We start from the raw sequence: 25,778 nt of genomic DNA, 5'->3' as shown, positions 1-25,778 counted from the left end.
CTTCGGCATTCGGAGATTCTTTTCCGTTTCCATCCGGATGACAAGATTTCTGCAAAGACGGTAGAAAAAAACAATTGTATTATGGTGATCCCCTCCCGGAAACGGCATGGTTTGGCCGAAAGTTTTTATCGAAACGTTGAAAGACGGTTCTACTCGTCGTCCCTCACAACTCGGCCAACGCAGAGCGCCATTGGCGGACGCGGTCGCGCTGATTGAGGCGATCGGCTAACAAAATGCCATCGCGCAACAGCGGGCGCCTGATCTCCGACGGAAGTCGCGGCATCGCCAGCAATATTTCATACAAAGCCAAAGCGGGACGGTGCTCGTTCATCGCCGAAAGGCGGTCAGCCACTTCCTTGACCGCCCCCACCTGCATCGATGAAAACGGAGCGGCGTCGACCACGCGCCCCAAGGTTCGGACCGCATCCCGTCGCTGCCGGGCCTCCATTTGGACCTCCGCCACCGCGAGGGCGAGCGCCGGATCCGGTCGGACCGCCCAGGCGGCTTTTCCCTTTTCCAAGGCCTCAGCCTGTTTGCCGGCGGCCCGCAGAAGTATTATTTGCCGCAAGACCGCGTAAGCCGACCACTCATCCCGATCCCCCTCCAGCTGTTTGTCCAGCGGCACGGCGAACGGACGATAAAGCGGATCCCCGACCAAGACCCCTTGCCAACTGAAGGCCCGGATCGAGAACGCCGCGGCATCCCCGACGTTTTCCCCGGCCAACAGTCGCTCCAAAAACAGGTCCGGACGGTGGCTCAGCGCCAAAAAAGGTTCGTAAACATTGCCCAGGGTCACCGCCGCCCCCCGCGCCACCAAGGGACCGACCCACCCGTCCGTAGTTGACCGAACGGTCCGCGCTGAAAAACTGTGAATATGCATCGCGACTGCCCCGGGGGGGAATCGGAAATCGTCCAGCAGGAAAGGTCCCCCGGCGTTGTTCGCATACCAGCCGAAATAAAGAGCCGGCGCGTCAAAGCGGGACTCGATCGGAAAAATCCCCCGGGGTTCGTGCCGGGCGGTTTCGAATCCCTCCTTTTCAATTCGGTCCGCCACGGCCGCCAACCAAACATCTCCGTCGGCGTGCGGACCGGTCAAATCGACGTAAGCCCGCCCCCGTAATCCACGCGCTTCCGCCTGGAGCGCCGAGTCGACCAGCGCCATCGCATCCGCCGCGGTCGGTCCGTCCAACCGCGCCACCTTGATCACGGCGGCGACCTGCGCCGGGTGGGGTTGGCGATTCTCATACAGCGGGTTGTCGATGAATCCGATGATCGGCGCCCGGACCGCCATCAAAGCCAACTCCGAATCGACCGAAGCCGCATTGGTGCGGAATTCCTCCCGAATCGCCTGCTCCATCTCCGGAGTGACCCGCTCGGGGTCATGGCGGATCCTCAATGGAACCCCGCGGCAGAGCACCAGGTAGGAGATCCGGTGCCCCTCGATCACACTCCGGTTACGTCCTTCCGCGTCAGGCAGACGAGAATACATGCCCGCAAACCACCCGCCTTCGAAGAGTTTCTCCTCCAGAGGATTTTGGATGGTCTCCAGAAATTGCTGACGAGTGATCGTCTCGCCCGCGGGGGCCCGTATCGTCACGATGTTTTCCAGCGGAATCCCCCGCCGTTCGGCGTAATGGCGCCCGATCCGCATGGAATCGGGATCGCGTTCATTGACCACGATCACGACCCGCGAGGCTAAATCGTCGGTCTCCCCCCAAAGGAAACCGCCGAAAAACCCTGAAACCAGAAAGAAAGCAAGGAACGAAAAGACGATGGAGGAGCGGCGGAACCGTCCGCCCGACGTCTCATTCGTTCTCTTCTTCGTCGCCCTCTTCGTCACCGTCGTCGTCATCATCATCGTCCGCATCTCGCGACGAATGATGTCCTTTGTCCGGTTTGGCCGTTGCCAGGTCATCCGGATCGTTCCAGCGGAGTTTCCGCCGGTTGGCCGGCAGCGGGGAAACCATCGCACTGATGTTCCGCCCGGCCAGGCGCGGCGGAGCGTCGGGAACGCCGATTTGGTTCAAATCGGTGATGGCCCGGGTGACGTTTTCAAAACCGAGCTCTTTGTGCTCCATTTCGCGGCCACGGAAACTGAGAGTCAGTTTCACCTTGTTCCCCTTGAACAAAAATTCTTCGGCGTGCCGGAGTTTCGTCATGTAATCGTGCTCGCCGATTTTGACCCGAAATTTGACTTCTTTGATCTTCGTCGAGCCGGCCTTGCTGTCCTTGGTCTTCTTGCTCTGCTCGTACATGTACTTGCCGAAATCGAGAATCCGGCAAACGGGAGGATTCGCGTTCGCGGAAATCTCCACCAAGTCGTATCCGACCTGACGCGCCAGCTGGATGGCTTTTTCGGTCGGCATGATTCCAATCTGATCCCCTTTAGGTCCGATGACCCTCACTTCTCTCGCGCGGATGCGCTCATTGCGGCGGGGGCCGCGTTGAAAGGGCCGGCGCCCACGAAACGGTGCTTGTCTTGCCATTCAGTAATATTTCAGGTTTTCGTTTTCTCGCTGATTTTTCGTTGCGAAATGCGGCTCACCGCGAGCCGCCGTAAATGGGAATCAGATAAAAGGTTGGATGAAATTCCGCCCCCGTGGGCAGAACAGATTGTAATCTAAAACAACTATGTTCGATTTCCGGGGTCATTTTCAAGCCATTTCGAGCTTCCACCGGCACGGAGGAAGGAAATCGGCCCGGGACGCGAAGCCTTTCGTCGGGCCGGGAGAAAAATCGGCATGGGCAGCAAGAACGTCAAAGGCTGAAACTTTCGCCGCACGAGCAACTCGCTTTGGCGTTGGGGTTGGAGAACTTGAAGCCGCCGGCGACCATTTTGTCGGAGTAATCAAGGACCGTTCCCTTTAAATAAAGGGCGCTCTTGCTGTCTACCACCACTTGGACCCCGGCCGACCGGACCAGGATGTCGCCATCGCGCCCTGACTCGACGAACTTCATTTTATAGGAAAGCCCGTTGCACCCGCCGCCGGTGATGGCGAGACGCAACAAACGGTCGCCGCCCTCCCGTTCGATCAGGCGGGTCACCTTTTCCCCGGCGGCCGGAGTCAACCGAACCAGGCGCTCGTCCGCTTCCCGGATGCGCACGGCCGAAGGCGTTGTTTCAACGGTGTTCTGCATATTCAAACCAACAGTATCAAGGAAACCTCCCCCACGTTCAAGCCCAAGGAAGAGAAAGCAGCCGGTGGACCGCAGATGGGCGCGGATAGCCGCAGATGACGAATGGGGAATGGGAACACACCCCACCGCTCTCAAGGAGGGGAACTTTTTTTCGCGGATCCCCTCTCGAGAGGGGGGAGCATGTGCCAGCATGGTGGGGTGTGTGAGTCGGGGTCGCTCCCCCCCGCCACCCGATTATTGACCGAAACTCCCCTTTTTTAGCAGTTTCGGCCGATTTTCATGAAAAAATGAATCTTATCACTTTTCAGAATACATAACACAAAAACCACAACAACAATAGCTTACAGAGGACATAAATCCTCTCCCCCTCGCTGCGATCCGTTTTTGGTAAAAATTTTCTCTTTTCATCCGGCCATTTGTAATATCGAGTTTACGGCCGGCCAAAAATCAGCGGGGCCGCGTCTTATTTTGAACAAAGCAACGTCAACCAACTCTCACTTTCCTATGAAGATACATCAGCCCGGACTTCCTGAAGCGCAAGGCCTCTATCATCCGAGCCAGGAACACGACTCCTGCGGCGTCGGTTTCCTCTGTCATCTGAAAGGCGAGAAATCCCACGATCTGATCGAGGGGGCGTTGGAAATGTGCCTCAACATGGACCACCGCGGCGGTTGCGGCTGCGACCCGCAAACCGGAGACGGCGCCGGGATCTTCATGCAGTTGCCCCACCGCTTCTTTCAGGAGGTCGCTCCCGAATGCGGCATTGATCTTCCGGAAGAGGGCTTTTACGCGGTCGGTTTCGTGTTCCTCCCTCAGGACAAGGAAGCCTGCGCCGAATTCATGGCCAATGTCGAACAAACCGTCCGGCGCGAGGGCCAGACCGTTCTCGGTTGGCGCGACGTCCCGGTGGTCAGCAAACTCCTCGGCAAAGCCTCCCGCGAGTGCGAGCCGCTGATGAAACAGATATTCATCGGCCGTTCCCGCGATTTGGAGGATGTCATGGCGTTCGAACGGAAACTTTACGTGATCCGCCGGATCTCCACCGACCGCAACCGCTACCAGGGAGCCAACGGCAGCGAACATTTCTACTTCTCCTGCCTCTCCTCCCGCACCATCGTCTATAAAGGGATGCTCACCACCGGGCAACTCCCCGAATATTTCCCCGACCTCCACCACCCGGCGATGGAAACCGCCATGGCGCTGGTCCACTCCCGCTTTTCGACCAACACCTTCCCAAGCTGGCCGCGGGCCCAACCGTTCCGCTACATGTGCCACAACGGGGAAATCAACACCATGCGGGGCAACTCCAACTGGATGCAGGCCCGCCAACGCCTCCTCGACAGCGGCGTCCTCGGACGCGACCTCGAAAAGATCCTCCCGATCATCCGCGAGGACGGCTCCGACTCCGCCATGTTCGACAACTGCCTGGAGTTCCTCGTCCTCTCCGGACGGCCCCTCCCGCAGGCGATCATGATGATGATCCCCGAGCCGTGGGAAAACCACCAGCACATGTCCGCGGCCAAGAAGGCGTTTTACGAGTATCACGCCTGCTTGATGGAGCCATGGGACGGCCCCGCCTCGATCGCGTTTTGCGACGGCGTTTCGATCGGTGCCATCCTCGACCGCAACGGCCTCCGCCCTTCCCGGTTCTACGTCACCAACAAGGATCTCGTCATCATGGCCTCCGAGGTCGGCGTCCTGCCGGTCGATCCGTCGACCGTCATTCGCAAGGGCCGGCTCCAACCGGGCCGGATGTTCCTGGTCGACACCAGCAAGGGCCGGATCGTCGACGACGAAGAGGTGAAGGAAGAGATCGCGGGAAATTGCCCCTACGCCAAGTGGCTGGAGGAAAACCGGGTCTTCTTCGACGACCTTCCGGAAAGACGGGAAAAGGACCCCCTTACCGGCGAAAAACTGCTCCGCCAGCAACGGGCCTTCGGCTACACGTTCGAGGACAAACGTTTCATCCTCGGTCCGACCGCCGAAACCGCCGCCCAACCGCTCGGCTCCATGGGCAATGACACGCCTCTGGCGATCCTCTCCGACCAGCCGCAGCTCCTTTATAACTACTTCAAGCAATTGTTCGCCCAGGTGACCAATCCCGCGATCGACCCGATCCGCGAGGAATTGATCACCGCCAGCGTCTCGTTCATCGGTTCCGAAAACGACCTCCTCCATCCCGGCCCGGAAAACTGCCGGATGATCCGGTTGGAAAACCCGATCATCGGCAACGACGAACTGGCCAAACTCCGCCACATCGAGCTCGACGGTTTCCGCTCCACCACCATCCCGATCCTCTGGGACGCGAAAGCGACCGATCGCGGCCTCGCCGACGGACATCTGCCCGGCCACGCCGACAATCCGCACCTGAGCGTCGACGACGACGAGGACGCCGCCCTCACCCGGCGCGGCCACCGGCTCGAAGACGCCCTCGAACGGGTCTTCGAAGCCGCCGACCTCGCCATCCGCGACGGCATCAACCTCCTGATCCTTTCCGACCGCAACGTCTCGACCAAAAAGGCTCCGATTCCGGCCCTGCTCGCCGTGGCTGGACTCCACCACCACCTGATCCGCGAGGGCACCCGCACCAAGGTAGCGATCATCCTCGAATCGGCCGAACCGCGCGAGGTCCATCACTTCGCCGTCCTGCTCGGCTACGGGGTCAACGCGGTCAACCCGTGGCTCGCCCTCGACACCCTCCGCGCCATGTGCGCCGACAAGGAAATCGACATGGACGCCCAGGCCGCCCAGGAACGTTTCCTCAAGGCCTCCATCAAGGGCGTCGTCAAGACCATGTCCAAGATGGGGATCTCCACCGTCGCCAGCTACCGCGGCGCCCAGATCTTCGAGGCGATCGGACTCAACCACGAGGTGATCGACAAGTATTTCACCTGGACCGCCTCCCGCGTCGAAGGCATCGGCCTCGACGTCATCGCCAATGAAGTCCGGATGCGCCATCGCAAAGGTTTCGCCTCCCGCGAGATCGACGACGGCACCCTCGACCCCGGCGGCGTCTACCAATGGCGGGCCGGAGGCGAACGCCACTTGTTCAACCCGCAGACGATCCACTTGCTGCAACAAGCCACCCGTCTCGGCGACTACGAGGTCTTCCGCCAATATTCCCAATTGATCGACGACCAATCGCGCGATTTCTACACCTTGCGCGGTTTGATGGAATTCAAGGCCGATCCCGGCCGGGCCATTCCGTTGGAAGAGGTCGAATCCGTCGAAAGCATCATGCGCCGCTTCAAAACCGGCGCCATGTCCTACGGCTCGATTTCGAAGGAAGCTCATGAGGCCCTCGCGGTCGCGATGAATCGGATCGGCGGCAAATCCAACACCGGCGAAGGGGGCGAGGATCCCGAGCGGTTCACCTGGACCAATGAACGGGGCGATTCCAAGAAGTCGGCGATCAAACAAATCGCCAGCGGCCGGTTCGGGGTCACCAGCCATTACCTGGTGAACGCCGAAGAGCTCCAGATCAAGATCTCCCAAGGGGCCAAGCCGGGCGAAGGGGGCGAGCTCCCCGGCCACAAGGTGCTGCCGCAGATCGCCAAGGTCCGGGGCACCACCCCGGGGGTCGGACTGATCTCGCCGCCGCCGCACCACGACATTTACTCGATCGAGGACATGGCCGAGCTGATCCACGATCTGAAGAACGCCAACGTCAACGCCCGGGTCAACGTCAAGCTGGTCTCCGAGGTCGGCGTCGGCACCATCGCCGCCGGGGTCGCCAAGGCCAAGGCCGACGTGATCCTGATCTCCGGCTACGACGGCGGCACCGGGGCCAGCCCGCGCTCCTCGATCCAACACGCCGGTTGCCCGTGGGAACTCGGTTTGGCTGAAACCAACCAAACCCTCCTCCTCAACGACCTCCGCAGCCGGGTGGTGCTCGAAACCGACGGCCAGCTGAAAACCGGCCGTGACGTCGCCATCGCCTGCTTGCTCGGAGCCGAGGAATTCGGCTTCGCCACCGCGCCGCTGGTTTCCCTCGGCTGCCTGATGATGCGGGTCTGTCACAAGAACACCTGCCCGGTCGGAGTCGCCACCCAGGACGAACGCCTCCGGGCCAAGTTCAACGGCGCCGCCGACAACGTGGTCAACTTCATGCGCTTCGTCGCCGAACAGCTCCGCGAAGTCATGGCCCAACTCGGTTTCCGGACGATCAACGAAATGGTCGGCCGCGCCGACCGCCTCGAAATGCGCCGGGCCATCGACCACTGGAAGGCCAAGGGTCTCGATTACTCGAAGATCCTTTACCGCCCGCGGGTCCCCCCCGGCGTCGGCACCTGGTGCCAAAAGCCGCAGGACCACCTCCTCGACCGGTCGCTCGACCAGACCCAATTGCTGGAAATCTGCCGCCCGGCCATCGAACGGGGCGAAAAGGTCACCGCCGAACTCCCGATCGTCAACATCAACCGGGTGGTCGGCACTATCACCGGCGCGGAAATCAGCCGGCGCCACGGAGCCGAAGGTCTTCCCGAAGACACCATCCACCTGAAGTTCAAGGGAACCGCCGGACAAAGCCTCGGCGCATTCTGCCCGAAGGGGATGACCCTCGAACTCGAAGGCGACGCCAACGACTACGTCGGCAAAGGAGTCTGCGGAGCGAAAATCATCGTCTATCCACCGAAAAATTCCGCACCCGAATTCGTCGCCGACGAAAACATCATCATCGGCAACGTCGCCTTCTACGGCGCCACTGCCGGCGAAGCCTACATCTGCGGGATGGCCGGCGAACGCTTCTGCGTCCGCAACAGCGGCGTCCACGCGGTGATCGAGGGGATCGGCGACCACGGTTGCGAATACATGACCGGCGGCAGCGTCACCATCCTCGGCCCGACCGGACGGAATTTCGCGGCCGGCATGAGCGGCGGGATCGCCTACGTCTACGACCGCGAGGGCGATTTTGCCACCAAGCTTAACCCGGCAATGGTCCGGATGTATCCGCTGAGCGAATGCGAGGACGAGGAGATCGCCGAGGTCAAGGGACGCATCGAGCGCCACCAAATCCTGACCGGCAGCGGAAACGCCGCCGCCCTCCTGGCCGATTGGCCACGGACTCTGACTCTCATCCAGAAAGTCCTCCCGGTCGACTACGAGCGGGTCCTCATCGCCCTCAAGCGGGCCAAGGAAAACGGACTCGAAGGCGACGAAGCCACCCTGGCCGCCTTCGAGGAAAACGCCAAAGTGGGCCACTAAGAACGACCCGCCTCTCCACCAACCGAAAAGAGACTACATTCCATGGGCAAACCTACAGGATTCCTCGAAGTTCAACGCCAAACCATTCCCGACCGCTCCCCCACCGAGCGGGTCAAGGATTGGAAAGAAATCCATGAACACCCGACCGAAGGTCTGGTGCGCGATCAAGCCTCCCGTTGCATGGATTGCGGCACGCCGTATTGCCACACCGGCATCCTCATCAGCGGCATGGCCAGCGGCTGTCCGATCAACAATCTGATCCCGGAGTTCAACGACCTCGTCTACCGCAACCGCTGGCGCGAGGCCCTCGACCGCCTCCGGAAGACCAACAATTTCCCGGAGTTCACCGGACGGGTCTGCCCCGCCCCGTGCGAAGGTTCCTGCGTCCTCGGTTCCATCGAGCCGCCGGTCACCATCAAGAACATCGAGGCTTCCATCATCGACCGCGGCTGGGAAGAGGGTTGGCTCAAGCCGCGTCCCCCGCAAAAGCGGACCGGCAAGAAAGTCGCCGTCATCGGCTCCGGCCCTGCCGGCCTATCCTGCGCCGACCAATTGAACCAGGCCGGCCACCGGGTGGTAGTGTTTGAACGGGCCGACCGTCCCGGCGGCCTCCTCATGTATGGAATTCCCAACATGAAACTCGACAAACGGGAAGTGGTCGAACGCCGCCTCCAGTTGATGCGCGACGAAGGGATCGAATTCAAAACCGGCGTCAACATCGGCGCCGACGGCCAATGGACCGTCGAACGTCTTCGCCAGGAGTTCCACTCGGTCGTCCTCTGCTGCGGCGCCACCCAGCCCCGCGATCTCCCGATCGAAGGCCGCGACGCCGAAGGGGTCCATTTCGCGATGGAGTTCCTCACCGCCAACACCAAACACCAACTCGACCACAACTTCGACGGGACCAATCCCGATCTGAACGCGACCGGCAAAGAGGTGGTGGTGATCGGCGGCGGCGACACCGGCACCGATTGCGTCGGCACCAGCCTGCGCCAGGGTTGCAAAAACGTGATCCAACTCGAGATCATGCCGCAACCTCCCCTCCAACGGGCCGGCAACAACCCGTGGCCGGAGTGGCCGAAGGTTTACAAAATGGACTACGGCCAGGAAGAAGCGGCCGCCCTCCAAGGGAAGGATCCGCGCCATTACCTGGTGATGACCAAACGCTTCATCAAAGACGAAAACGGCCGCCTCGCCGGACTGGAAATCGTCGAGATCAAGTGGGGCAAAGACGCCCAGGGCCGTTTCGTGCCGCAGGAAGTCGACGGTTCCCTCCGGACGATTCCGTGCCAGTTGGCACTCCTCGCCATGGGCTTCCTCGGACCGGAGCAAGGGGTGGTCAAGCAATTCGGCTTGGAAACCGACCCTCGGAGCAACGTCAAAGCCGAGCACGGCGCCTTTACGACCAACGTGGCCGGCGTCTTCGCCGCCGGTGATATGCGCCGGGGTCAATCGCTGGTCGTCTGGGCGATCAACGAAGGCCGCGCCGCCGCCCGCGAATGCGACCGCTACCTGATGGGCAAGACCCGTCTCCCGTAAAATCGCCGAAGGAAGCCGACTCGACGAAGGCGCCGATTCGCCCGGCATCCCCGTAGTCGGGTTGGCTCCGCCGCCCGACCGCAGCGGCCTCAGGACGACCAAACGCCCTCCGTCTCTCGCGTCACGGGAGAGGGTGACGACGCCCGACTTTCGAACACCCCGAATAAGGGGGCGGCCAAGCCACCCCCACTACTTTGCTTTGGGACAGGCTCCGACACACACCCCACCGCTCTGGCGAGCGGTCCCCCCCTCTCAAGAGGGGAACTTCCTTTACGCCGATCCCCTCTAGAGAGGGGGGGACCATGCGCCAGCATGGTGGGGTGTATTACCGGCTTCTTCGGCCCCCGATCAGCTATCGTCTATCACCCCGGCTGATTATCCCGGGCGTAATTCGAAACGGAGGTGAACAATTGGTGTCCGAAATCGGCGATCGTCAGCAGAACGTTCTGCAAGTCCCGGTCGGAAAACTCCACTTTCCCGCCTTCGTTGAAACTCTTCGAATAAGCCTCCAAGACGCTCGGCTGACGCCACATCGCGCCGACCGGAGTCCCTTCTTTCGCCCGCTTGAATTCGAGTTCCAACACCCCTTGGTCGTTGACCTGCTGCTTCTGCACGATTCCGCCGTTCTGAACCAAGGCGTGCAACGCGAACCCGAACGAGGCCAGCGCGTCTTCGAGCTCGCACATCACCCCATATTCTTCTTCCAAGCGGTTGAACTTCTGGTCGAACGGCGCTTTCACAAACTCCTGCTGCTGCTGCTGGGCCCGTTGCTGGGCCTCGGGTCCGAGATTGCCGAAATCCTTGTTCGCCTTCACCAACGCCAGGAAAAAGTGGACGTTATGGAGGCAGCTCGCCGCCAGATTCAACGAATCGTTTAAAATCTGACAGAAGAGCAGATCCCGGCCATACGCCTGCATCTGCTCGAAATTCCGGTGGAGCGGCGCGGCCGGCATCACCCGGGTCGCCTCGGCATGGGCATTGTAACCCTCTTCCTTTACATTCTCCCGCGAGGCCAAGCTGAAAGCGAGCATGTCGAGGTGACGTTGCACCCCCATCATGAATTGCTCGGCGATTTGCTGCAGGTTCACTTCCCGGGATTGTCCCCCCGGATTCGGCTGATTGGCTTGTTCGGACATATCGTTTGGTTGAAATTTTAAATCAAATAATCCCCTCCACCCTCCCAGAAAACGCCCCCCGGACGCAAGGCCAGAAAGCGCCCCCGTTCGCCGCGTCAGGACTATCTGATCTTCGGAAACGACACCCTTCATCCGGCGAAAGCCGGATGCTACCCGTAGATAACATGAGGGCGACAAGTGGGAAAGAATTCTCCAACATGTCGCCCGATATGAATAACCAATCGAAAAATAACTTCTCCAAATTGATTAACGGAATCGTCTCGTCCAATGGGCAGGAGGTCAAGCTCGGGATCGATCTTCATGCCCGCGATGGCGTGGCTTGCCTACAGGTGGACGGCAGCTTGCCGCAACGCCCGTTGCGCTTGAAGCACGAGGAACTGGTTCGCCTCGTTGGCAAGTTAGTGGCCGCCGACCTGAAGGTTTATGCCTGTTATGAGGCTGGTCCTTGCGGCTATGGATTATACCGCCAGCTCACCGAATTGGGAGCCACCGTTTTCGTGGTTGCCCCGGTGAGCCTGGCGGGCGGACGCAACCAAAAGACGGATAACCTTGATGCGCGGGGGCTGGTCGACCAACTCGACCGCTATTTGCGAGGCAACAAGAAGGCCTTCACGGTCATTCGTGTGCCAAGCCAGGAGGAAGAACAGGCGCGGGCGAGATCACGTCTGCGCGATCAGATCAAGAAGAGCCGGAGTGGATGGGAGGCACGTGGTCGAAGCGCGTTGCTGGCGCAGGGATTCCACGTGAAAGGCCGTTGGTGGGGGCCGCGCAAATGGAAGGATCTCTGTCTCGAATTACCCGAGTATCTGGTCCAGCAACTTGAGGTAATGCGTGAGATTCTGCTGAAGCTCGACGAGAAGGAAAGGGCCATCAAAAAGGAACTGGTCGAGGAGGTTAAACAGCCTCTGCCGGTCGGAATCGGAGCCCTGACCTGGGTGATGCTCCTGCGGGAGATCTGCGACTGGGGACGGTTTAAGAACCGGCGTCAAGTGGCCGGCTTCGTCGGATTATGTGCCGGGGTTCACCAAAGCGGAGGATCCTCCCGGGATCTGAGTATAAACAAGCACGGCAATCCGCGAATACGCGCCCTGTTAATCGAAGCGGTCTGGCGCATGGTGCGATGGCAACCCGATTACCCGCCCGTGCGCGAGTTGGTCGAGAAGCTTGTCAGCGGCCGGTCTCGGCGCAAGATCGCGGTCGCGGCCGCCCGCAAGCTCGCCATCGATCTGTGGCGGTTGGCCACCGGTCAAACCACGCCTGAGAAGCTCGGCCTGAGGATGCCCGAGGTTGCAGTCGGCTGAGGGCAACCAACTTCCCTTTTTGTTCTTTGATCTTTTTGCCTGAAGCGAACCCGATTTCGGAGTGGAGCGCGCACGTTTCGATGCTTGGACTTTCATCCGTTCCTGTAGATTGTGCCGCTTGCTCCGTCCCTCTTTTCCTCCGGCCTCGCCGGGGGTCGCATAAATTATAATGCGCTGCCTCTAAGGCACGCGCGGATAGCAGTTTGTCCCCCCGGCCAGTTCGAGGGGACCGGGGACGAGAGACATTCCTTTCCGGGGGCAACTCCAAAGGCCAAAAGATTGGGGCTCATTGCCGCCCCCAAACCCCCGCTAGGGGAACTAAGGTAAGAAAGCAGATCTTAAGAATGTCCTAAGAAAAATAAATCAAACAACGGTTTCATTTTCCGCTTGTCACGAAACCCTCATAGCAGCATCGAGTTTTCACTCGATGAAACAGAGCCCAAGCCGGAGCTTCGTGCTTTAGCCGAAGACCATAGTCGGGTTGGCTCCGCCGCCCGACAGCAGCGGCTGAGATCTTCCGGAAAAAACGGGTGTCGTCCGTCGCCGCTGGGGTCGGAAAGGTCCCGGCGTTGCGAACATCCCGGAAAACGGGGCGGCGAAGCCAACCCCGCTACGTCAAACGGCTTCTGTGCACGGTCAAATCGGAGGATTGCCTCCCAGTCGATCTTCTTCTGAGCCCGACGGCGGACGGCAGGATACCATCCCTCCCAGCTTTCCTCATCCTTCCCTCCCCTTCGCTCCCTTCTGTGAAAAAATCCGATTCACCCGTCGCTGGCTGCCAAGGCGAATTCCACCGCCCGCGCGAAACTCCGGCCGTCCGCGATTCCTTTCCCGGCGATGTCGAAGGCGGTTCCATGATCCGGACTGGTTCGCAAAAACGGCAAGCCCAAGGTCAAATTGACCGACTCCTCGAAATCAACCGTCTTCAACGGGGCCAACCCTTGGTCGTGATACAACGCCACCACCACGTCGAGCTCGCCCCGCAACGCCCGCCAAAAGACCGTGTCGCCCGGCAACGTCCGGGAGAGTCCCGGCCAATCGCGACGCAGTTCATCAAGCCACGGATCAATCCGCTCCTTTTCTTCGCTGCCAAGCAAACCGTCCTCCCCGGCGTGCGGATTCAACCCACAGACTCCGATCCGGACCGCCCGCCCGATCCCGCACAACTCCCCCAACCTTCCGGCCGCTCCGACCGCCCGGGCCAACGCGCCGTGATCCAGCCGCCGCGACACTTCCGCCAGCGGAATATGCCACGTGGCCAACACCACCCGCAGTTTCCCCCCGGCGAAAGCCATCACCGGTTCCCCGCCCCAGCGGGCCGCGAAAAACTCGGTCTGGCCGGGAAACGCAAAGCCGACCCGCTGCATCCAGATTTTGCTTACGGGGCCAGTCACCGCCGCCCCGGCTCGGCCTTCGACGCAAAAACGGGCCGCGACCTCCAACGCCTCCAACGCCACCCGCGCTCCGGCTTCGGTCGGACGACCGGGGGTCAGGCAAAAATCGTCGGAACCGACCGGCACCTGTTCGAATCCGGCGAACTCCGCCGCCTCTTTCAACCACGAACGGGGCCCGACGAGAATCGTCCGCGACGCCATCTCCGGATAAGCACCCGCCCAACCCCGGACGATCTCCGGTCCGACCCCGGCCGGGTCCCCGCAGGCGATAACGATTCTTCCAGCCATTCCCAGTCTCTCCTACCCTTCTCCTCGCTCCGGCCGGGCAAACCCACGTTTTCCCACGGTGAAAAACCGCAGAAACTTTTCCCCTTCGGCCGTCTTCGCCAAACCTTCCGCCAAGGCGGCGGCGGCTGTTTCCCGAGGATTGCTCCCCCGTTCGTAAACCGCCGAGAAACACCGCTTGATGTCGGCGACCACTTCCCGGGAAAACCCGCGACGGCGCATCCCGACCAAATTCAATCCAGCCAAACGATTCCGTTCCGCCACCATTGTGAAAGGGGGGAGATCGAAGGTGATCGAAGCATTCCCGCCCAGCATCACTCCCTCTCCGATCCGGCAAAACTGATGAACCCCCGCCCCGCCCCCGACGAACGTGAAGTCACCGACTTCCACATACCCGGCCAACATCACCGCGTTGGCCAGGACCACCCGTTCCCCCAGCACCCCATCGTGGGCGACGTGACTCCCCGCCATCAAATAGCACCGGGGACCGATCACCGTCCGTTCCCCGTCCCTGGCCGACCGGCTGACCGTGACCATCTCCCGGATCACCGTCCCGTCGCCGATCGTCACTCCCGATTCCCTGGCCGCATCGAATCCAAGATCCTGGGGTTCCCCGCCGATCACCGCGCCGGAATGAACCACCACCCCTTCGCCCAAACCCGTTCCCTTCCGCAAAACGACATGGGGGCCGATCCGGCACCCCGCCCCAAGGACCACACCGTCCTCAAGAATTGAATACGGACCGATCTCGCAATCCTCCGGAACGATCGTCCCGCGGCCGACAATGGCAGTTGAATGTATCATACTAAAAAGAAAAATTTATAAACCACGAATGGACACGAATGAACACGAATTCCATGAGAAAAAGCGTTCTTCATTCGTGTCCATTCGTGTTCATTCGTGGTTAAAAACTCATATCTACTCCGACCGAAACAACTCCATTTGCGCGTCGGATATCATGTCATAATTCTTCAAAACCCGGATCATTTCCATCGCTTCCGTCCCGAGGGATTCCCGCCCCCCGTCGATCCGGGCGACGATTTCCGAAAGCATCGACCGGAACGAAAGCATTCCGTCGATTCCCCGTTCGCGCAACCACGCGATGGTTTCTCCGCGCCACGGTTCCGCCGGAGGAAAAGCTGGCACCAACAACAACCGCGGCACCTTCTCCCCGTCCTCCTCCTCGTCGCGCGCCATTGCCTCCGTCGGGACCACGATCGTTTCCCGCTTCCCCAAACCTTGCTGCACCAACCTGGCCAACTTCGGCCCGCTCCGGATCACCCCCGGCGAGATCCGGACCGTCGGCCAGTTTCGGATCACCACCACCGCCCGCCGGATCAGCCGAAGCTCACTGCTGAAGACCATGAACGAGGCTTCCCCGGTACCCGATTCCTTTATCGGATTCATCACCAGCAAAAACCGGTCCTCCTCCCGGTCCGACTTCTTTTTCTCTCCCTCGCCTCCACGCAATCGACGCACCAGGAATCCGTTTCCCTCGAAATACTCCCGCACGATTGTCTCGTCGATCCTCGCCATGACGCGCGGTCCTCCCGAGGCTCAGCTACGGGCCCCGAACTCCCTCCACAGAAAGGCGACCAAATCGACCTCCACGTCGGTCCAGGTCACCGCTTGTCCTATCGCCTCCATACCAACGAACCGCAAACGCCCTCCGCGGACTTTCTTGTCCCGCTTCATCGCCTCCATCAATCGCCCCATCGGCAGCGGCCCCCGCAACTCCGTCGGCAACCCGTAGAGTTCGACCAACTCCCGCACCAGTTCCACTTCCTCGCGAGTCAGCTTCTTTTTCTCCTGCGACAACCGCGCCGCCATCACCAAACCGAGTCCGACCGCCTCGCCATGCAGGTAATCGCCGTAACCGGCCACCTGCTCGACCGCATGGGCGAAGGTGTGACCGAGATTCAACAAAGCCCGTCCCCCGCTCGCCGCCTGTTCCTTCTCGTCCGCCGCCACGATCTCGGCTTTGATTTCGCAACACCGCCGAATCACCTCGGCCAGCCCCGGCATCCCCGGTTCCAGCCGTCCTCCGGCCACCAACCGACCGAATAAATCGGCGTCGGCCAACATCCCGTATTTGATCACCTCCGCCATCCCGGCGCTGAATTCACGGGCCGGCAAGGTCCCCAGCAAATCGGTGTCGATGAAGACCGCCCGGGGATGATGAAACGCCCCGGCCAGATTTTTACCGGCCTTCAGATTGATCCCGGTTTTCCCGCCGACTGAACTGTCGACCATCGCCAGCAGCGTAGTGGGAACCTGAATATAATCGATTCCGCGCAAATAAGTCGCCGCCGCGAATCCGCCCAAATCGCCGATCACTCCCCCGCCGAACACCACCAGCACCCCGCTCCGCTCCATTTTGTGGCCGGCCAAAAAGTCATAGACCGCTTCCAAGTGAGCCACCGACTTCGTCGTCTCCCCGGCGGGCAACGTCAGACACGGCAGCCCGCCGCAAGCCTCGCTCAGAAAATCGCGATGCGCGGTCGCCACGTTCTCGTCGGTCACCACCGCCGCCCGCCGACCTTCCGCCGCGAATTTCGCGACGATTTCCCGCAGCGCCTCCCGCTGGCCCGCCCCGATCGCGATCGGATAACTCCGCTCCGCCAGCTCCACTTGTAAAGCCTCTGTCATACGCTCCTTAAAAGCGGAACTTCGCCCCCAGGTCGAAGAAAAACAGCCATCCGCGGGTGGAGTTGAACAAAATCATCGGCGAATAAATCCGTCCCAATGTGAAAAGGCCGCCGCCCCTTCCGGGAACGGCGGCCACCAAAACCAACCACAAGCAGGGAACCGACTAGAACACTTGATTCACCCGAAGGCGGAGGAAGGAGCGTTCCTCATCGGTGATCGGATCCGGGCTCCGGTAAGTCTGGGTGATCGTGCCATCCTCATGGTCAATGGTTTCCACATGGACGGCCCCGCCGGCGATCCAACCTTCCAGGTCAAGCGCGGCATCCACCGAGTAGGAGATATCCAACGGATTCTGCTGCCGGGTGAAGGTAATCGTGAGATATTCCTCCCCGTTCACCTCGGTGATGCCGGGTTCCGGCAGGATACTGCGATCCGCCGTCAACGGGTGACCGCCGAGCGCGTATTCCATCAGATTATGAATACCGTCGCCATCGGGGTCGGCGAACGGTCCGCTGATTTCCTCCGCATCCCAATCCTCGGGCGAGAAACGCTCTTTCTTCCAGGTCGTGAAAGGAAGTTCATCGTAAACCTGGATGAACGGGCGGTTTCCGCTGGGGTTGTTGGCCGAGTGAAACAGATACCGGTTGAACGCCTGATCGACAAACGGCAACGCGTCCGGATGATTGATTTGCAAACGGAAGGCAAGAATGTTGCCGTTGGCGATCTCCTGTTTCGCGAAGGCGGTGATGTCGTAGGAATAATAGCCGGTCGAGCTCATTCCCGAAGCCGGCGAATGCAGGACTTCGACGCCAGAGGCATGATAATCGGCAGCCGTGGCGGTGAGACTGGTCCGGTTGTTGAAACCGACAATTTCCACCCGAAGATCGGTGGTCGGCACCGGCCATTCGGGATAAATCGCGAGCCGGGGAGCCGGATTACTGGGATTGGTCTGGCTGTGCAGGAGATAGCGGTTAAAGGCACCATCCGCGTAGGGCAAGGCGTCCGCCCGATCGATTTGCAGACGGAAAGCGACCAATTCCCCCGCGGCGCTTTGCTCCTTGACGAAGTCGGTGACATCGAACGTGTGGATGCCACCCGACGACGTCGGATGTAGCGCGCGCGCTTGCAGAAGAACCACCGCCTCGTTGTCATAGTCCGCCGGTTGCGGGGCGCCGGGCTCCCGTCCAACAAAACCATACAGATCGATATTTAAATCGATGATCTCCTCGTCGACGTTTAATCCGGTCACGTTGGTCGCCGTGCCGAAGGAGAACGACAAATTGACCCGTTCGCCATTCGCGACCGCGTCCCGTTGCTCCTGAGTCAGGGTGAACGGCATGAAATACCGCGATTGGTCGACATCCTGGGTGTGCTCACCGACCCGGATCAAGGTGTCCGGACCGTCGACGGTATCGCCTATCCCATTGCCGGTAGTATCGCGAATGCTCCTGCCTTGCCCGTTTTCTTCCACTTGAATGGAAGGATCCCCGTCCAGGAAAAGACCCATGACCGCCGTACGGAGCCCGAAGAACAAATTCAACGTCACCGCTTCGGCCTCTTCGATCGATGCGATGTCCATGCTGTCCAACTGAAACGGAAGGTACCAACGGGATTGGCCCACATCCTGGGTGTACTCACCCACCCGGCCCAGAGTATCCCCTCCGCTGTCGATCGTATCCCCCTCACCGTCACCGGTGGTGTCGGCGATGTTCCGATGGTGTTGGGCCCCGGCGGTGATGTTCGGCTCTTTCGGGTAGATCCGCAGACGGGGATGGCGGGTGGCGGTATCATTTGCCCGACTGTGGATCCGATAGCGGTTGACGATCCCATCCGTGTTGGGCAGGGCATCCGGAGGATCTATTTGGAGTCGAAAAGCGACAACCGGCCCAAAAGCGCTCTGGGCCTTCACGAATTCAGTGACATCGTAAACTCGAATGCCGGTCGCCGTGGCCGGGGTAATCGCTCCGGCATGCAGAAGGACGACATCCGGATTCTGATAATCCGCGGCCACCGGTATTTCCGAGGTCCGCTCGAGGAAGCCGAAGATATCCAACTTCAAATCGGTCGAAACTCCGTTCACATTGACATTCGCTACGTTACTGAAAGCACCATAAGAAATGGCGAGTTCGACCCGCCCTCCCTGGGCCACCGCCTCCCGCTCTTCAGTAGAGAGAACGAAAGGGATAAACGGGCGCCCTTGGTCCCTGTCTGACGGATTGGTGAGAACCTCGCCCACCTCCCAAATCTGGACCCCGGACGACTGCACGGCATCGCCGTCGCCATTGCCGTTCGTGTCCCGGATATTCGCTCCGGTAGGATGGCTGACGACGACGACCGGTTCCACCTCCTGGGCGTGAAGTAAACCGGTGATTCCCAGACAAAGACCGGCGCCGACCGCCCATTTAGAAAAGCGGGTCAGGCACGACGAACCGGCCGCAACCGCGTGTTGGATGGATTGTATCATTATTTTTTGGGTTAGAGTTGGGTGTTCGGATTTTCAGGATTTTCCGGTCCAGCGCCGAACCTTTGGAGAGCACGACTCGCGCTGGTTTACCGCGCCCTCCAGTCTACGCTTTCCGGCTCATTTCCCTCAATGGCAGTTTCTGCCAAATTGACTGGCAAACAATGCTAAAACCCCTCCTATTAGGGTTCACCACAAGCCGAAGCGGAAGTCACCCGGATGCATTTTGATCGACTCCCCGTCGTTTCCTTAAAGCCAATCCACCCCCATCAGGACCCCATCGCCCCCTCTTCCCATTCCGCGACCGATCCATTTTCCCTCGCAAAAATCGGCGGGGGCATGAACTATCACAAATGAAGATATAAAATCCCATAGATATTTCCCGCGCGGTGCGATAATTTAGAGACAAGCTCAACGAGCCCCCGACAGACGACAGCAGCAACACACCACATGGACGAACACCCAACAGGCCCGACTTACGATGTCGTAGTGTATGGCGCCACCTCGGCCGGAGTGGTCGCGGCGGTGCAAGCTTCCCGCAGAGGACATTCCGTGATCCTGATCGAACCATCCACCCACCTCGGCGGCATGACCACCAGCGGCCTGGGCATGACCGATCACGGGCACAGCGGCACCATCGGGGGCATCTCCCGCGAGTTCTATCGCCGACTCCGCCGCCACTACGAACAACCCGAGGCCTGGAAGGGTTCCCAACCGACTTTGCCCGCCGGGGACGCGATGTTCACCTTCGAGCCGAAAGTCGCCAGCCGGATTTTCCAGGATATGTTGCAGGAAGCCGAGGTGCCGGTTGTGTTGGAAGAACGCCTCCGCCTGGATCCGGACTCGGTCGAGAAACGCGACGGACGGATCGTCTCGATCCGCATGGAAAGCGGACGCACCTACCGGGGGCGGTTTTTCATGGACGCCACGTATGAAGGAGACCTCCTCGCCATGGCCGGGGTTTCCTACACGGTTGGCCGCGAAGGCAACGCGACTTACGAGGAGGAATTGAACGGCGTCCAGACCGGACGGGACCATTTCCACCAATTCGACGCCCCGGTCGATCCTTACCGGATCCCCGGAGACCGCACGAGCGGACTCCTTCCCGGAATCGAAGCCGAGCCGCCCGCCCCCGACGGCACCGGGGACGCCCGGATGCAGGCCTACTGCTACCGGCTTTGCCTGACCGACGATCCGACCAACCGGGTCGCCATCCCGAAGCCGGACGGTTACGACCCGCTGGACCACGAACTTCTGTTGCGCGCCATCCTCGCCGGAGCCATCCAACAAAAGTGGATGCAGCGGACCAACCTCCCATTCACCCAAGCGCGGATGCCGAATGGGAAAACCGACTCCAACAACGTCGGCCCGGTCTCCTTCGACTTCATCGGCATGAACTACGAGTATCCGGAGGCCGGTTACGAAAAACGGGAACAAATCGCCGCCGCCCACCGCACCTACCAAACGGGCCTGCTGTGGTTTCTCGGAAATGACCCGCGGGTGCCGGTCGAAGTTCGCGAAGCGATGGCCCGCTGGGGACTCCCCGCCGACGAATTCACCGACAACGGACACTGGCCTCCCCAACTCTACGTCCGCGAAGGTCGCCGCATGATTGGGGAACATGTGATGACCGAGCACGACTGCGTCCGGCGCAATCCGATCTCCGACCCCGTCGGCATCGGATCCTATGCGATGGACTCCCACCACGTCCAACGCTACGTCACCGCCGAGGGATATGTCCGCAACGAAGGCGACGTGCAGGTCAATACCGGCGGACCTTACCCGATCAGCTACCGCTCGATCATCCCGAAGCGATCGGAATGCCGTAATCTTTTCGTGCCGGTTTGCATCTCTTCCGCCCACATCGCCTTCGGCTCGATCCGGATGGAGCCGGTATTCATGATCCTGGGACACTCCGCGGCCACCGCCGCCTCCCTCGCCCTCGCCGAAGACCTGGACGTCCAGGACGTCGATTATACCAAGCTGGAACGGGAACTTTCCCGGGAAGACCAGCGCATCGACCTGAACGATACCCAGGAGGTCACCGGCGAACGCTCGGGAAATCCGGCCCCGATCCACTATTGACCAGATTCCGACCAAACATTGCCCTATGAACAAATCCACCCAGTCCTCATGCCGCGCGGGGTTCACCTTAATTGAGCTTCTCACGGTCATCGCCATCATCGGCATTCTCGCCGCCATTCTGATCCCGGTAGTGGGGAAAGTCCGCGAATCCGCCCGCGCCAGCGTCTGCCTCTCGAACCTCCGGCAACTTCACGTCGCGATCATGCTGACCGCCGAAGAGAACAACGAGCGTTTTCCGCTGGGAGCGTCGGGTTCCGGGCCTGATCTCGAAAACTGGCATCGCCGGATCGCCCCCTTTCTAGATTCAGATTTCACTGAGAGAAACACCGACATTTTCATTTGCCCCGCCGATGAAGCTCCTTTCGCGGGGCTCATTAGCTACGGCATGAGCAATCGTCTACGCGGCGAGATCCCGCTCTCCCAGATCTTCAACAACGTCATCATCCTCACCGACGGCGCGAGCACGATCCTCAACATCCGCACCGACGGGCTCAATCAACACGTCGTCATGCGCCATTCGCACGCCACCAACGTCGTCCATTTCCAAGGGAACGCCGCCCGGATGAGCGAGCTGCCGACGCGGACCGAAGTTCCCGAGCTCTGGAATCCTTTCTGATCCTCTCCGCCGACCGGCTATGCAGCATCTGTTCCTGGCCTTGACCGGCCTACTCCTGGTCGCGTCCTTCTTCACCTGGAAAAGCCTCCCCGACCAACGGAGCGACGTGCCTGTCCTCCATTGGGTGACCGACCCCCATCCCGCGCGCCAGGAACAAATCGATGGATTCATGCGATGGTTGGAGCAAAACGACCACCCCCGCATGCACCTCCGGTTGGACGCCGCGAATAACGAGATCTCGAAAAAACTGATCCAATCGGTCTCCGGAGTCGCCGGCGAAATCGTCGATTGTTACCGGGGGAAACGGGATCTGATCCTTTTCCACAACCTCAGCACACTGAAAGACGTCACCGAGGACGCCCGGAGACTCGGCTTCGGTCCCGATTCCACGTATCCGGCGATGGAAGGGGCCATCATGATCGATGGTCGCCAATACGGTTATCCCCGGAACGTCAGCACCTTCATGTTCTGGGTCAACCGGAAGACCTTCGAAGACCTCGGCATGGCCCCCCCTCCGCACCGCTGGGACTTCGACACCTTCGAACGGATCGGCAAAGAGTTCGTCGCCCGGGCCAACGCCGGCAATCCCCGTCACCGCACCTTTTTCGCCCTCCCCGACCAAAGCGATCCGATGACTCTGGTCACCATCATGAATCGGAGCCAGGGTCTCAGCACCTTCAACGAAACCATGACCGCTTCGATCGTCGACGATCCGCGGATGGTCGAAGTGCTCGAGCGGATTTACCAATGGACCTTCGTCGACCGCCTGATCCCGAGCGCCGCCGACCGGGCCGCCTTCACCAGCGGGGCCGGTTTCGGCGGAGCGAGCCTCCACCTCTTCCGCGAGGGACGCATAGGCATGATCATGATGGGACGCTTCGCGGTGACCCAATTCCGCCAGTTCCCCGAGCCGCTCTCCTTCTCCGTCAGCGAACCTCCCGCCAAAGAATTTCCCAACTCCCTGGTGGTGGGAGTTATCCCGACCGTCTACGCCGGGGCCCGCCACCGCGATTTGGCGGTCTACTTTCTCGCCTACCTGGCGAGCGAGGAATACAACCTGCAAATCGTCCGCGACGGCGACGGGCTTCCGCCCAACCCGATCTTCACGGAACATGAGGAATTCCTCCGCCCGCCCAACCATCCCAACGAATGGGGGATCCACGAGATCTTCGCCACCGCCGCCCGCGAGATCGCGATTCCCCTCGACCACAACTACTACATTCTTCCTTCCACCGCCTCCCGCATCCAACTCCGGGCCTTCGACCTTTTCATCAATAACCGGATCACCGCCGCCGACGCCGCCCGGATGATGCAGGAGGAAATCAACCGCGAGATCATCCGCGTCCTCGAAGAACGGCCCGCGCTCCGCGAACGCCACGAGGCCGCTTCGCAACGGCAACGGGAAATCGAAACCCTCCTCGCCCGCGGCGAACCGGTCCCGCTCAGTTGGATCGACAATCCATATCACCGCGCCTATTACCAGAAGATGGGCTGGGCCGATCCATCGTTGTGAATACTCTCGACTCCAATCAAACCACGGGCGCCTCCCCCTCCCCCGCTCCCAAGGGTCTCCTTCCGGAAGGCGGCCTGAACCATCCCCCGAAACGGAAATTCATTCCGGGAAAAACCGAACGACGGCAGATTCTGACCGGCGTGATCTTCATCTCGCCCAACCTTCTCGGCTTCCTCGCCTTCACCTGCATTCCCCTCGTCGCCAGTTTCGTGATGGCGTTCACCAACTGGGATCTCCAACAGCACAACATGTTCCGCGACGATCGGGTCCGGTTCATCGGTATCCAGAATTTCATCCGCCTTTTCCAGGACATCCACTTCTGGCAATACCTCGGAAACACCCTCTTCCTGATGCTGGTGATTCCGTTCGGCATCGCCGGCAGTCTCGGGGCCGCCCTCCTCCTCTTCAAAGCACCCCAGGATGGCTACAATGGGTCCCTGCTCCGCCTCTTCCTCACGTTGGTCAGCATCGTCGCCGCCTTGATGCTGGCTGCCTTGGGAATGGGTTTGAGCGGTTTCGCCGTCCTGCTCTGCGGCCTGTTCGGACTGATCCTCACCGGCGGAATCGCCGGCGGCACCACCCTTTACCGCACGTTGTTCTATCTCCCCCATTTCACTCAAGGGGTCGCCATCTACATCCTCTGGAAAAAACTCTACGAACCCCAAAACGGGCCGATCAATCTCTATCTCCGCCCGCTCCTGGAGAGAGTCGAGTCCATCCAATCGTATTTACCAAATGGATACGGCGTGGCCGGTCTTTTGCTCTTCACCGTCGTGATGGTGGCCATCGCCGGATGGGGGGGCCGGCGTTTGCTTCGAGCCTGGATTGACTCCGACCTCGGCAGCGGATCGCTGATTCTCGGGACCGGTTTCATCGGCATCGCCTTTTTCCTCGCCTATCGTTGGCTCTCCCCCTCCGGCTGGCATTGGCTTCCCATGGTCGCCTGCGCCGTGGTCGCCATCTGGATCGCGCTCGACCTCCGGGGACGCTCCCGCTTCGAAGCGACCCATCTGTTCAAAGGGTATGGCGACGCACTGGTCGGAGGATTCGTTCTCATGACGGTGCTGGTCATCGTTCTCGGATTGGGGATCGCCGCCCACCGTCTGCCGGAGTTGGCTGCCCAGGGATTGGAACCACCGGCTTGGATCGCGGATTACCACTGGGCGAAACCTTCCCTGATGATGATGAGCCTCTGGGCGGCGATCGGCTCGAACAACATGATCCTTTACCTCGCCGGTCTCTCCAACATCCCACCCGAACTCTACGAAGCGGCCGACATTGACGGCGCGGGAAAGTGGGACAAGTTTCGCGCGATCACGTGGCCGCAACTCGCCCCGGTCACCTTTTTCATCGTGATCATGAGCGTGATCTACGGCTTGCAAGGCGGTTTCGAGATGGCCCGGGCGATGACCCAAGGGGGACCAGCCGGGGCGACCACCACGCTGAGTTATTACATCTATTCCGAAGGATTCGAAACCGGCCGGCTCGGCTACGCCTCCGCGGTGGCCTGGATCCTCTTCGTCATGGTCTTTACCGCGACCCTGCTCAACTGGCGCGTCGGGAGCCGCCACCTGAACGACTGACCCATCTCCATGAAAGGCGAACGAAAAGACTCCTCCCTCTTCGCATGCGTCCGCTGGCACGTCCTCCTGGCCGGATTGAGTATCCTCATGATGCTCCCGTTCCTCTGGATGATCCTGACCAGTCTCAAACCGCTCACCGAGGTCGACGCGGAAAGTTGGATACCGCAGGTCTGGCAATGGGGCAACTACCGGGAGGTCTTCGAGATCATTCCGTTCGCCCGTTTTTATTGGAACAGCATTTTCATCGCGGCCTTCATCACCTTCCTCCAAGTGTTGACCAGCTCGATGGCCGCCTACAGCTTTGCCCGCCTCCGCTGGCGAGGCCGCGACACCGTTTTCCTGCTTTATTTGGCAACGATGATGCTGCCCGGGATCGTGATGATCGTCCCGACCTATGCGATCATGATCGAATTGGGCCTGGTCGACACTTACATCGGCCTGATCCTTCCGGCGGCCTTCACCGCCTTCGGCACCTTCCTCCTCCGGCAATTCATGCTCGGAATCCCTGTGTCGCTCGACGAAGCGGCCCACATCGACGGTGCCAGCCATTGGCAGATTTTCTGGCATGTGATCATGCCGCTCTCCCGTCCGGGCCTGATCACCTTGACGATTTTCTCCTTCATGGGAAATTTCAACAGCTTCTTCTGGCCGTTGGTCATGCTCCGAACGGTGGAAAAATACACCCTGCCGATCGGTCTCCTCTATTTCGACTCCAGCCGGGGCCAATCCACCCATCTCCTGATGGCCGCCGTCACCATGGCGGTTATTCCGATGATCATCGGTTTCGTCCTCCTGCAAAAGCAACTGATCCGCGGCATCCAACTCGGCGCGGTCAAGGGATAATCCCCACCGAATCAACCGTCCACCGCCGTCGGT

17 protein-coding genes are annotated in these 25,778 nt (G+C 60.5%); 8 read left to right on the top strand and 9 right to left on the bottom strand.

Going from position 1 to position 25,778, the window contains the following annotated elements; translation table 11 throughout:
• Positions 1 to 163 precede the first annotated feature (163 nt).
• The 3 genes from ACWUI2_RS11445 to ACWUI2_RS11435 all read right to left on the bottom strand — a co-directional run bounded on the left by ACWUI2_RS11445 (position 164) and on the right by ACWUI2_RS11435 (position 3,138).
• Positions 164 to 1,858: a TIGR03790 family protein gene (locus tag ACWUI2_RS11445; RefSeq protein WP_486982982.1), complete on the bottom strand. Its 1,695-nt coding sequence runs from the start codon at positions 1,856 to 1,858 to the stop codon at positions 164 to 166.
• On the bottom strand, positions 1,806 to 2,486 hold the full coding sequence (gene infC, locus ACWUI2_RS11440; protein ID WP_486982981.1) for a translation initiation factor IF-3: 681 nt from the start codon (positions 2,484 to 2,486) through the stop codon (positions 1,806 to 1,808). Before infC ends, ACWUI2_RS11445 begins: the two co-directional genes overlap by 53 nt.
• A 271-nt stretch (positions 2,487 to 2,757) precedes the next feature.
• Positions 2,758 to 3,138 carry a HesB/IscA family protein gene (locus tag ACWUI2_RS11435; protein ID WP_486982980.1) on the bottom strand — a complete coding sequence of 127 codons (381 nt, stop codon included), beginning with the start codon at positions 3,136 to 3,138 and terminating at the stop codon, positions 2,758 to 2,760.
• 504 nt (positions 3,139 to 3,642) lie between these two features.
• Between ACWUI2_RS11435 and gltB the strand changes: the two genes are divergently transcribed.
• Both gltB and ACWUI2_RS11425 read left to right on the top strand, forming a co-directional pair.
• Positions 3,643 to 8,340 carry a glutamate synthase large subunit gene (gene gltB / locus ACWUI2_RS11430; protein ID WP_486982979.1) on the top strand — a complete coding sequence of 1,566 codons (4,698 nt, stop codon included), beginning with the start codon at positions 3,643 to 3,645 and terminating at the stop codon, positions 8,338 to 8,340.
• Positions 8,341 to 8,382: 42 nt separating this feature from the next.
• On the top strand, positions 8,383 to 9,879 hold the full coding sequence (locus ACWUI2_RS11425) for a glutamate synthase subunit beta (RefSeq protein WP_486982978.1): 1,497 nt from the start codon (positions 8,383 to 8,385) through the stop codon (positions 9,877 to 9,879).
• A gap of 362 nt (positions 9,880 to 10,241) precedes the next feature.
• Here ACWUI2_RS11425 and ACWUI2_RS11420 read toward each other — a convergent pair whose 3' ends face one another.
• The gene (locus tag ACWUI2_RS11420) at positions 10,242 to 11,015 is read right to left on the bottom strand and encodes a hypothetical protein (protein WP_486982977.1); all 774 of its coding nucleotides are present in this window, start codon (positions 11,013 to 11,015) and stop codon (positions 10,242 to 10,244) included.
• Between the two features lie 164 nt (positions 11,016 to 11,179).
• Here ACWUI2_RS11420 and ACWUI2_RS11415 point away from each other — a divergent pair, with 164 nt between their 5' ends.
• Complete coding sequence (locus ACWUI2_RS11415) at positions 11,180 to 12,316, top strand: IS110 family RNA-guided transposase (protein WP_486981276.1); 1,137 nt, start codon at positions 11,180 to 11,182, stop codon at positions 12,314 to 12,316.
• Positions 12,317 to 13,077: 761 nt separating this feature from the next.
• On the opposite strand, the gene pdxA is transcribed toward ACWUI2_RS11415, so the two are convergent.
• The 5 genes from pdxA to ACWUI2_RS11390 all read right to left on the bottom strand — a co-directional run bounded on the left by pdxA (position 13,078) and on the right by ACWUI2_RS11390 (position 19,108).
• Positions 13,078 to 13,998 carry a 4-hydroxythreonine-4-phosphate dehydrogenase PdxA gene (gene pdxA / locus ACWUI2_RS11410; RefSeq protein WP_486982976.1) on the bottom strand — a complete coding sequence of 307 codons (921 nt, stop codon included), beginning with the start codon at positions 13,996 to 13,998 and terminating at the stop codon, positions 13,078 to 13,080.
• 12 nt (positions 13,999 to 14,010) lie between these two features.
• Complete coding sequence (lpxA, locus tag ACWUI2_RS11405) at positions 14,011 to 14,799, bottom strand: acyl-ACP--UDP-N-acetylglucosamine O-acyltransferase (RefSeq protein ID WP_486982975.1); 789 nt, start codon at positions 14,797 to 14,799, stop codon at positions 14,011 to 14,013.
• 114 nt (positions 14,800 to 14,913) lie between these two features.
• Positions 14,914 to 15,531: a hypothetical protein gene (locus tag ACWUI2_RS11400; protein ID WP_486982974.1), complete on the bottom strand. Its 618-nt coding sequence runs from the start codon at positions 15,529 to 15,531 to the stop codon at positions 14,914 to 14,916.
• A 21-nt stretch (positions 15,532 to 15,552) separates the two neighbouring features.
• A complete protein-coding gene (gene aroB, locus ACWUI2_RS11395; protein ID WP_486982973.1) occupies positions 15,553 to 16,644 on the bottom strand; it encodes a 3-dehydroquinate synthase in 1,092 nt (363 codons plus the stop codon).
• Positions 16,645 to 16,807: 163 nt separating this feature from the next.
• On the bottom strand, positions 16,808 to 19,108 hold the full coding sequence (locus ACWUI2_RS11390; RefSeq protein ID WP_486982972.1) for a hypothetical protein: 2,301 nt from the start codon (positions 19,106 to 19,108) through the stop codon (positions 16,808 to 16,810).
• 447 nt (positions 19,109 to 19,555) lie between these two features.
• Here ACWUI2_RS11390 and ACWUI2_RS11385 point away from each other — a divergent pair, with 447 nt between their 5' ends.
• From ACWUI2_RS11385 to ACWUI2_RS11365, 5 genes are read left to right on the top strand one after another with little or no spacing between them, the layout of a single operon-like run.
• Positions 19,556 to 21,190 (top strand): FAD-dependent oxidoreductase, encoded by a 1,635-nt coding sequence (locus ACWUI2_RS11385; protein WP_486982971.1) that lies wholly within the window; start codon positions 19,556 to 19,558, stop codon positions 21,188 to 21,190.
• Between the two features lie 25 nt (positions 21,191 to 21,215).
• The gene (locus ACWUI2_RS11380) at positions 21,216 to 21,806 is read left to right on the top strand and encodes a type II secretion system protein (protein ID WP_486982970.1); all 591 of its coding nucleotides are present in this window, start codon (positions 21,216 to 21,218) and stop codon (positions 21,804 to 21,806) included.
• Positions 21,807 to 21,825: 19 nt separating this feature from the next.
• Positions 21,826 to 23,319: an ABC transporter substrate-binding protein gene (locus ACWUI2_RS11375; RefSeq protein ID WP_486982969.1), complete on the top strand. Its 1,494-nt coding sequence runs from the start codon at positions 21,826 to 21,828 to the stop codon at positions 23,317 to 23,319.
• Entirely contained in the window at positions 23,316 to 24,902 is a 1,587-nt protein-coding gene (locus ACWUI2_RS11370) for a carbohydrate ABC transporter permease (protein WP_486982968.1), read from the top strand. Before ACWUI2_RS11375 ends, ACWUI2_RS11370 begins: the two co-directional genes overlap by 4 nt.
• Positions 24,903 to 24,911: 9 nt before the next feature.
• Positions 24,912 to 25,745 (top strand): carbohydrate ABC transporter permease, encoded by an 834-nt coding sequence (locus ACWUI2_RS11365; protein WP_486982967.1) that lies wholly within the window; start codon positions 24,912 to 24,914, stop codon positions 25,743 to 25,745.
• Positions 25,746 to 25,778: the final 33 nt, after the last annotated feature.

The organism is Verruconatronum alginivorum, assembly GCF_056590205.1.
This window is presented reverse-complemented; position numbering and strand designations above follow the sequence as displayed.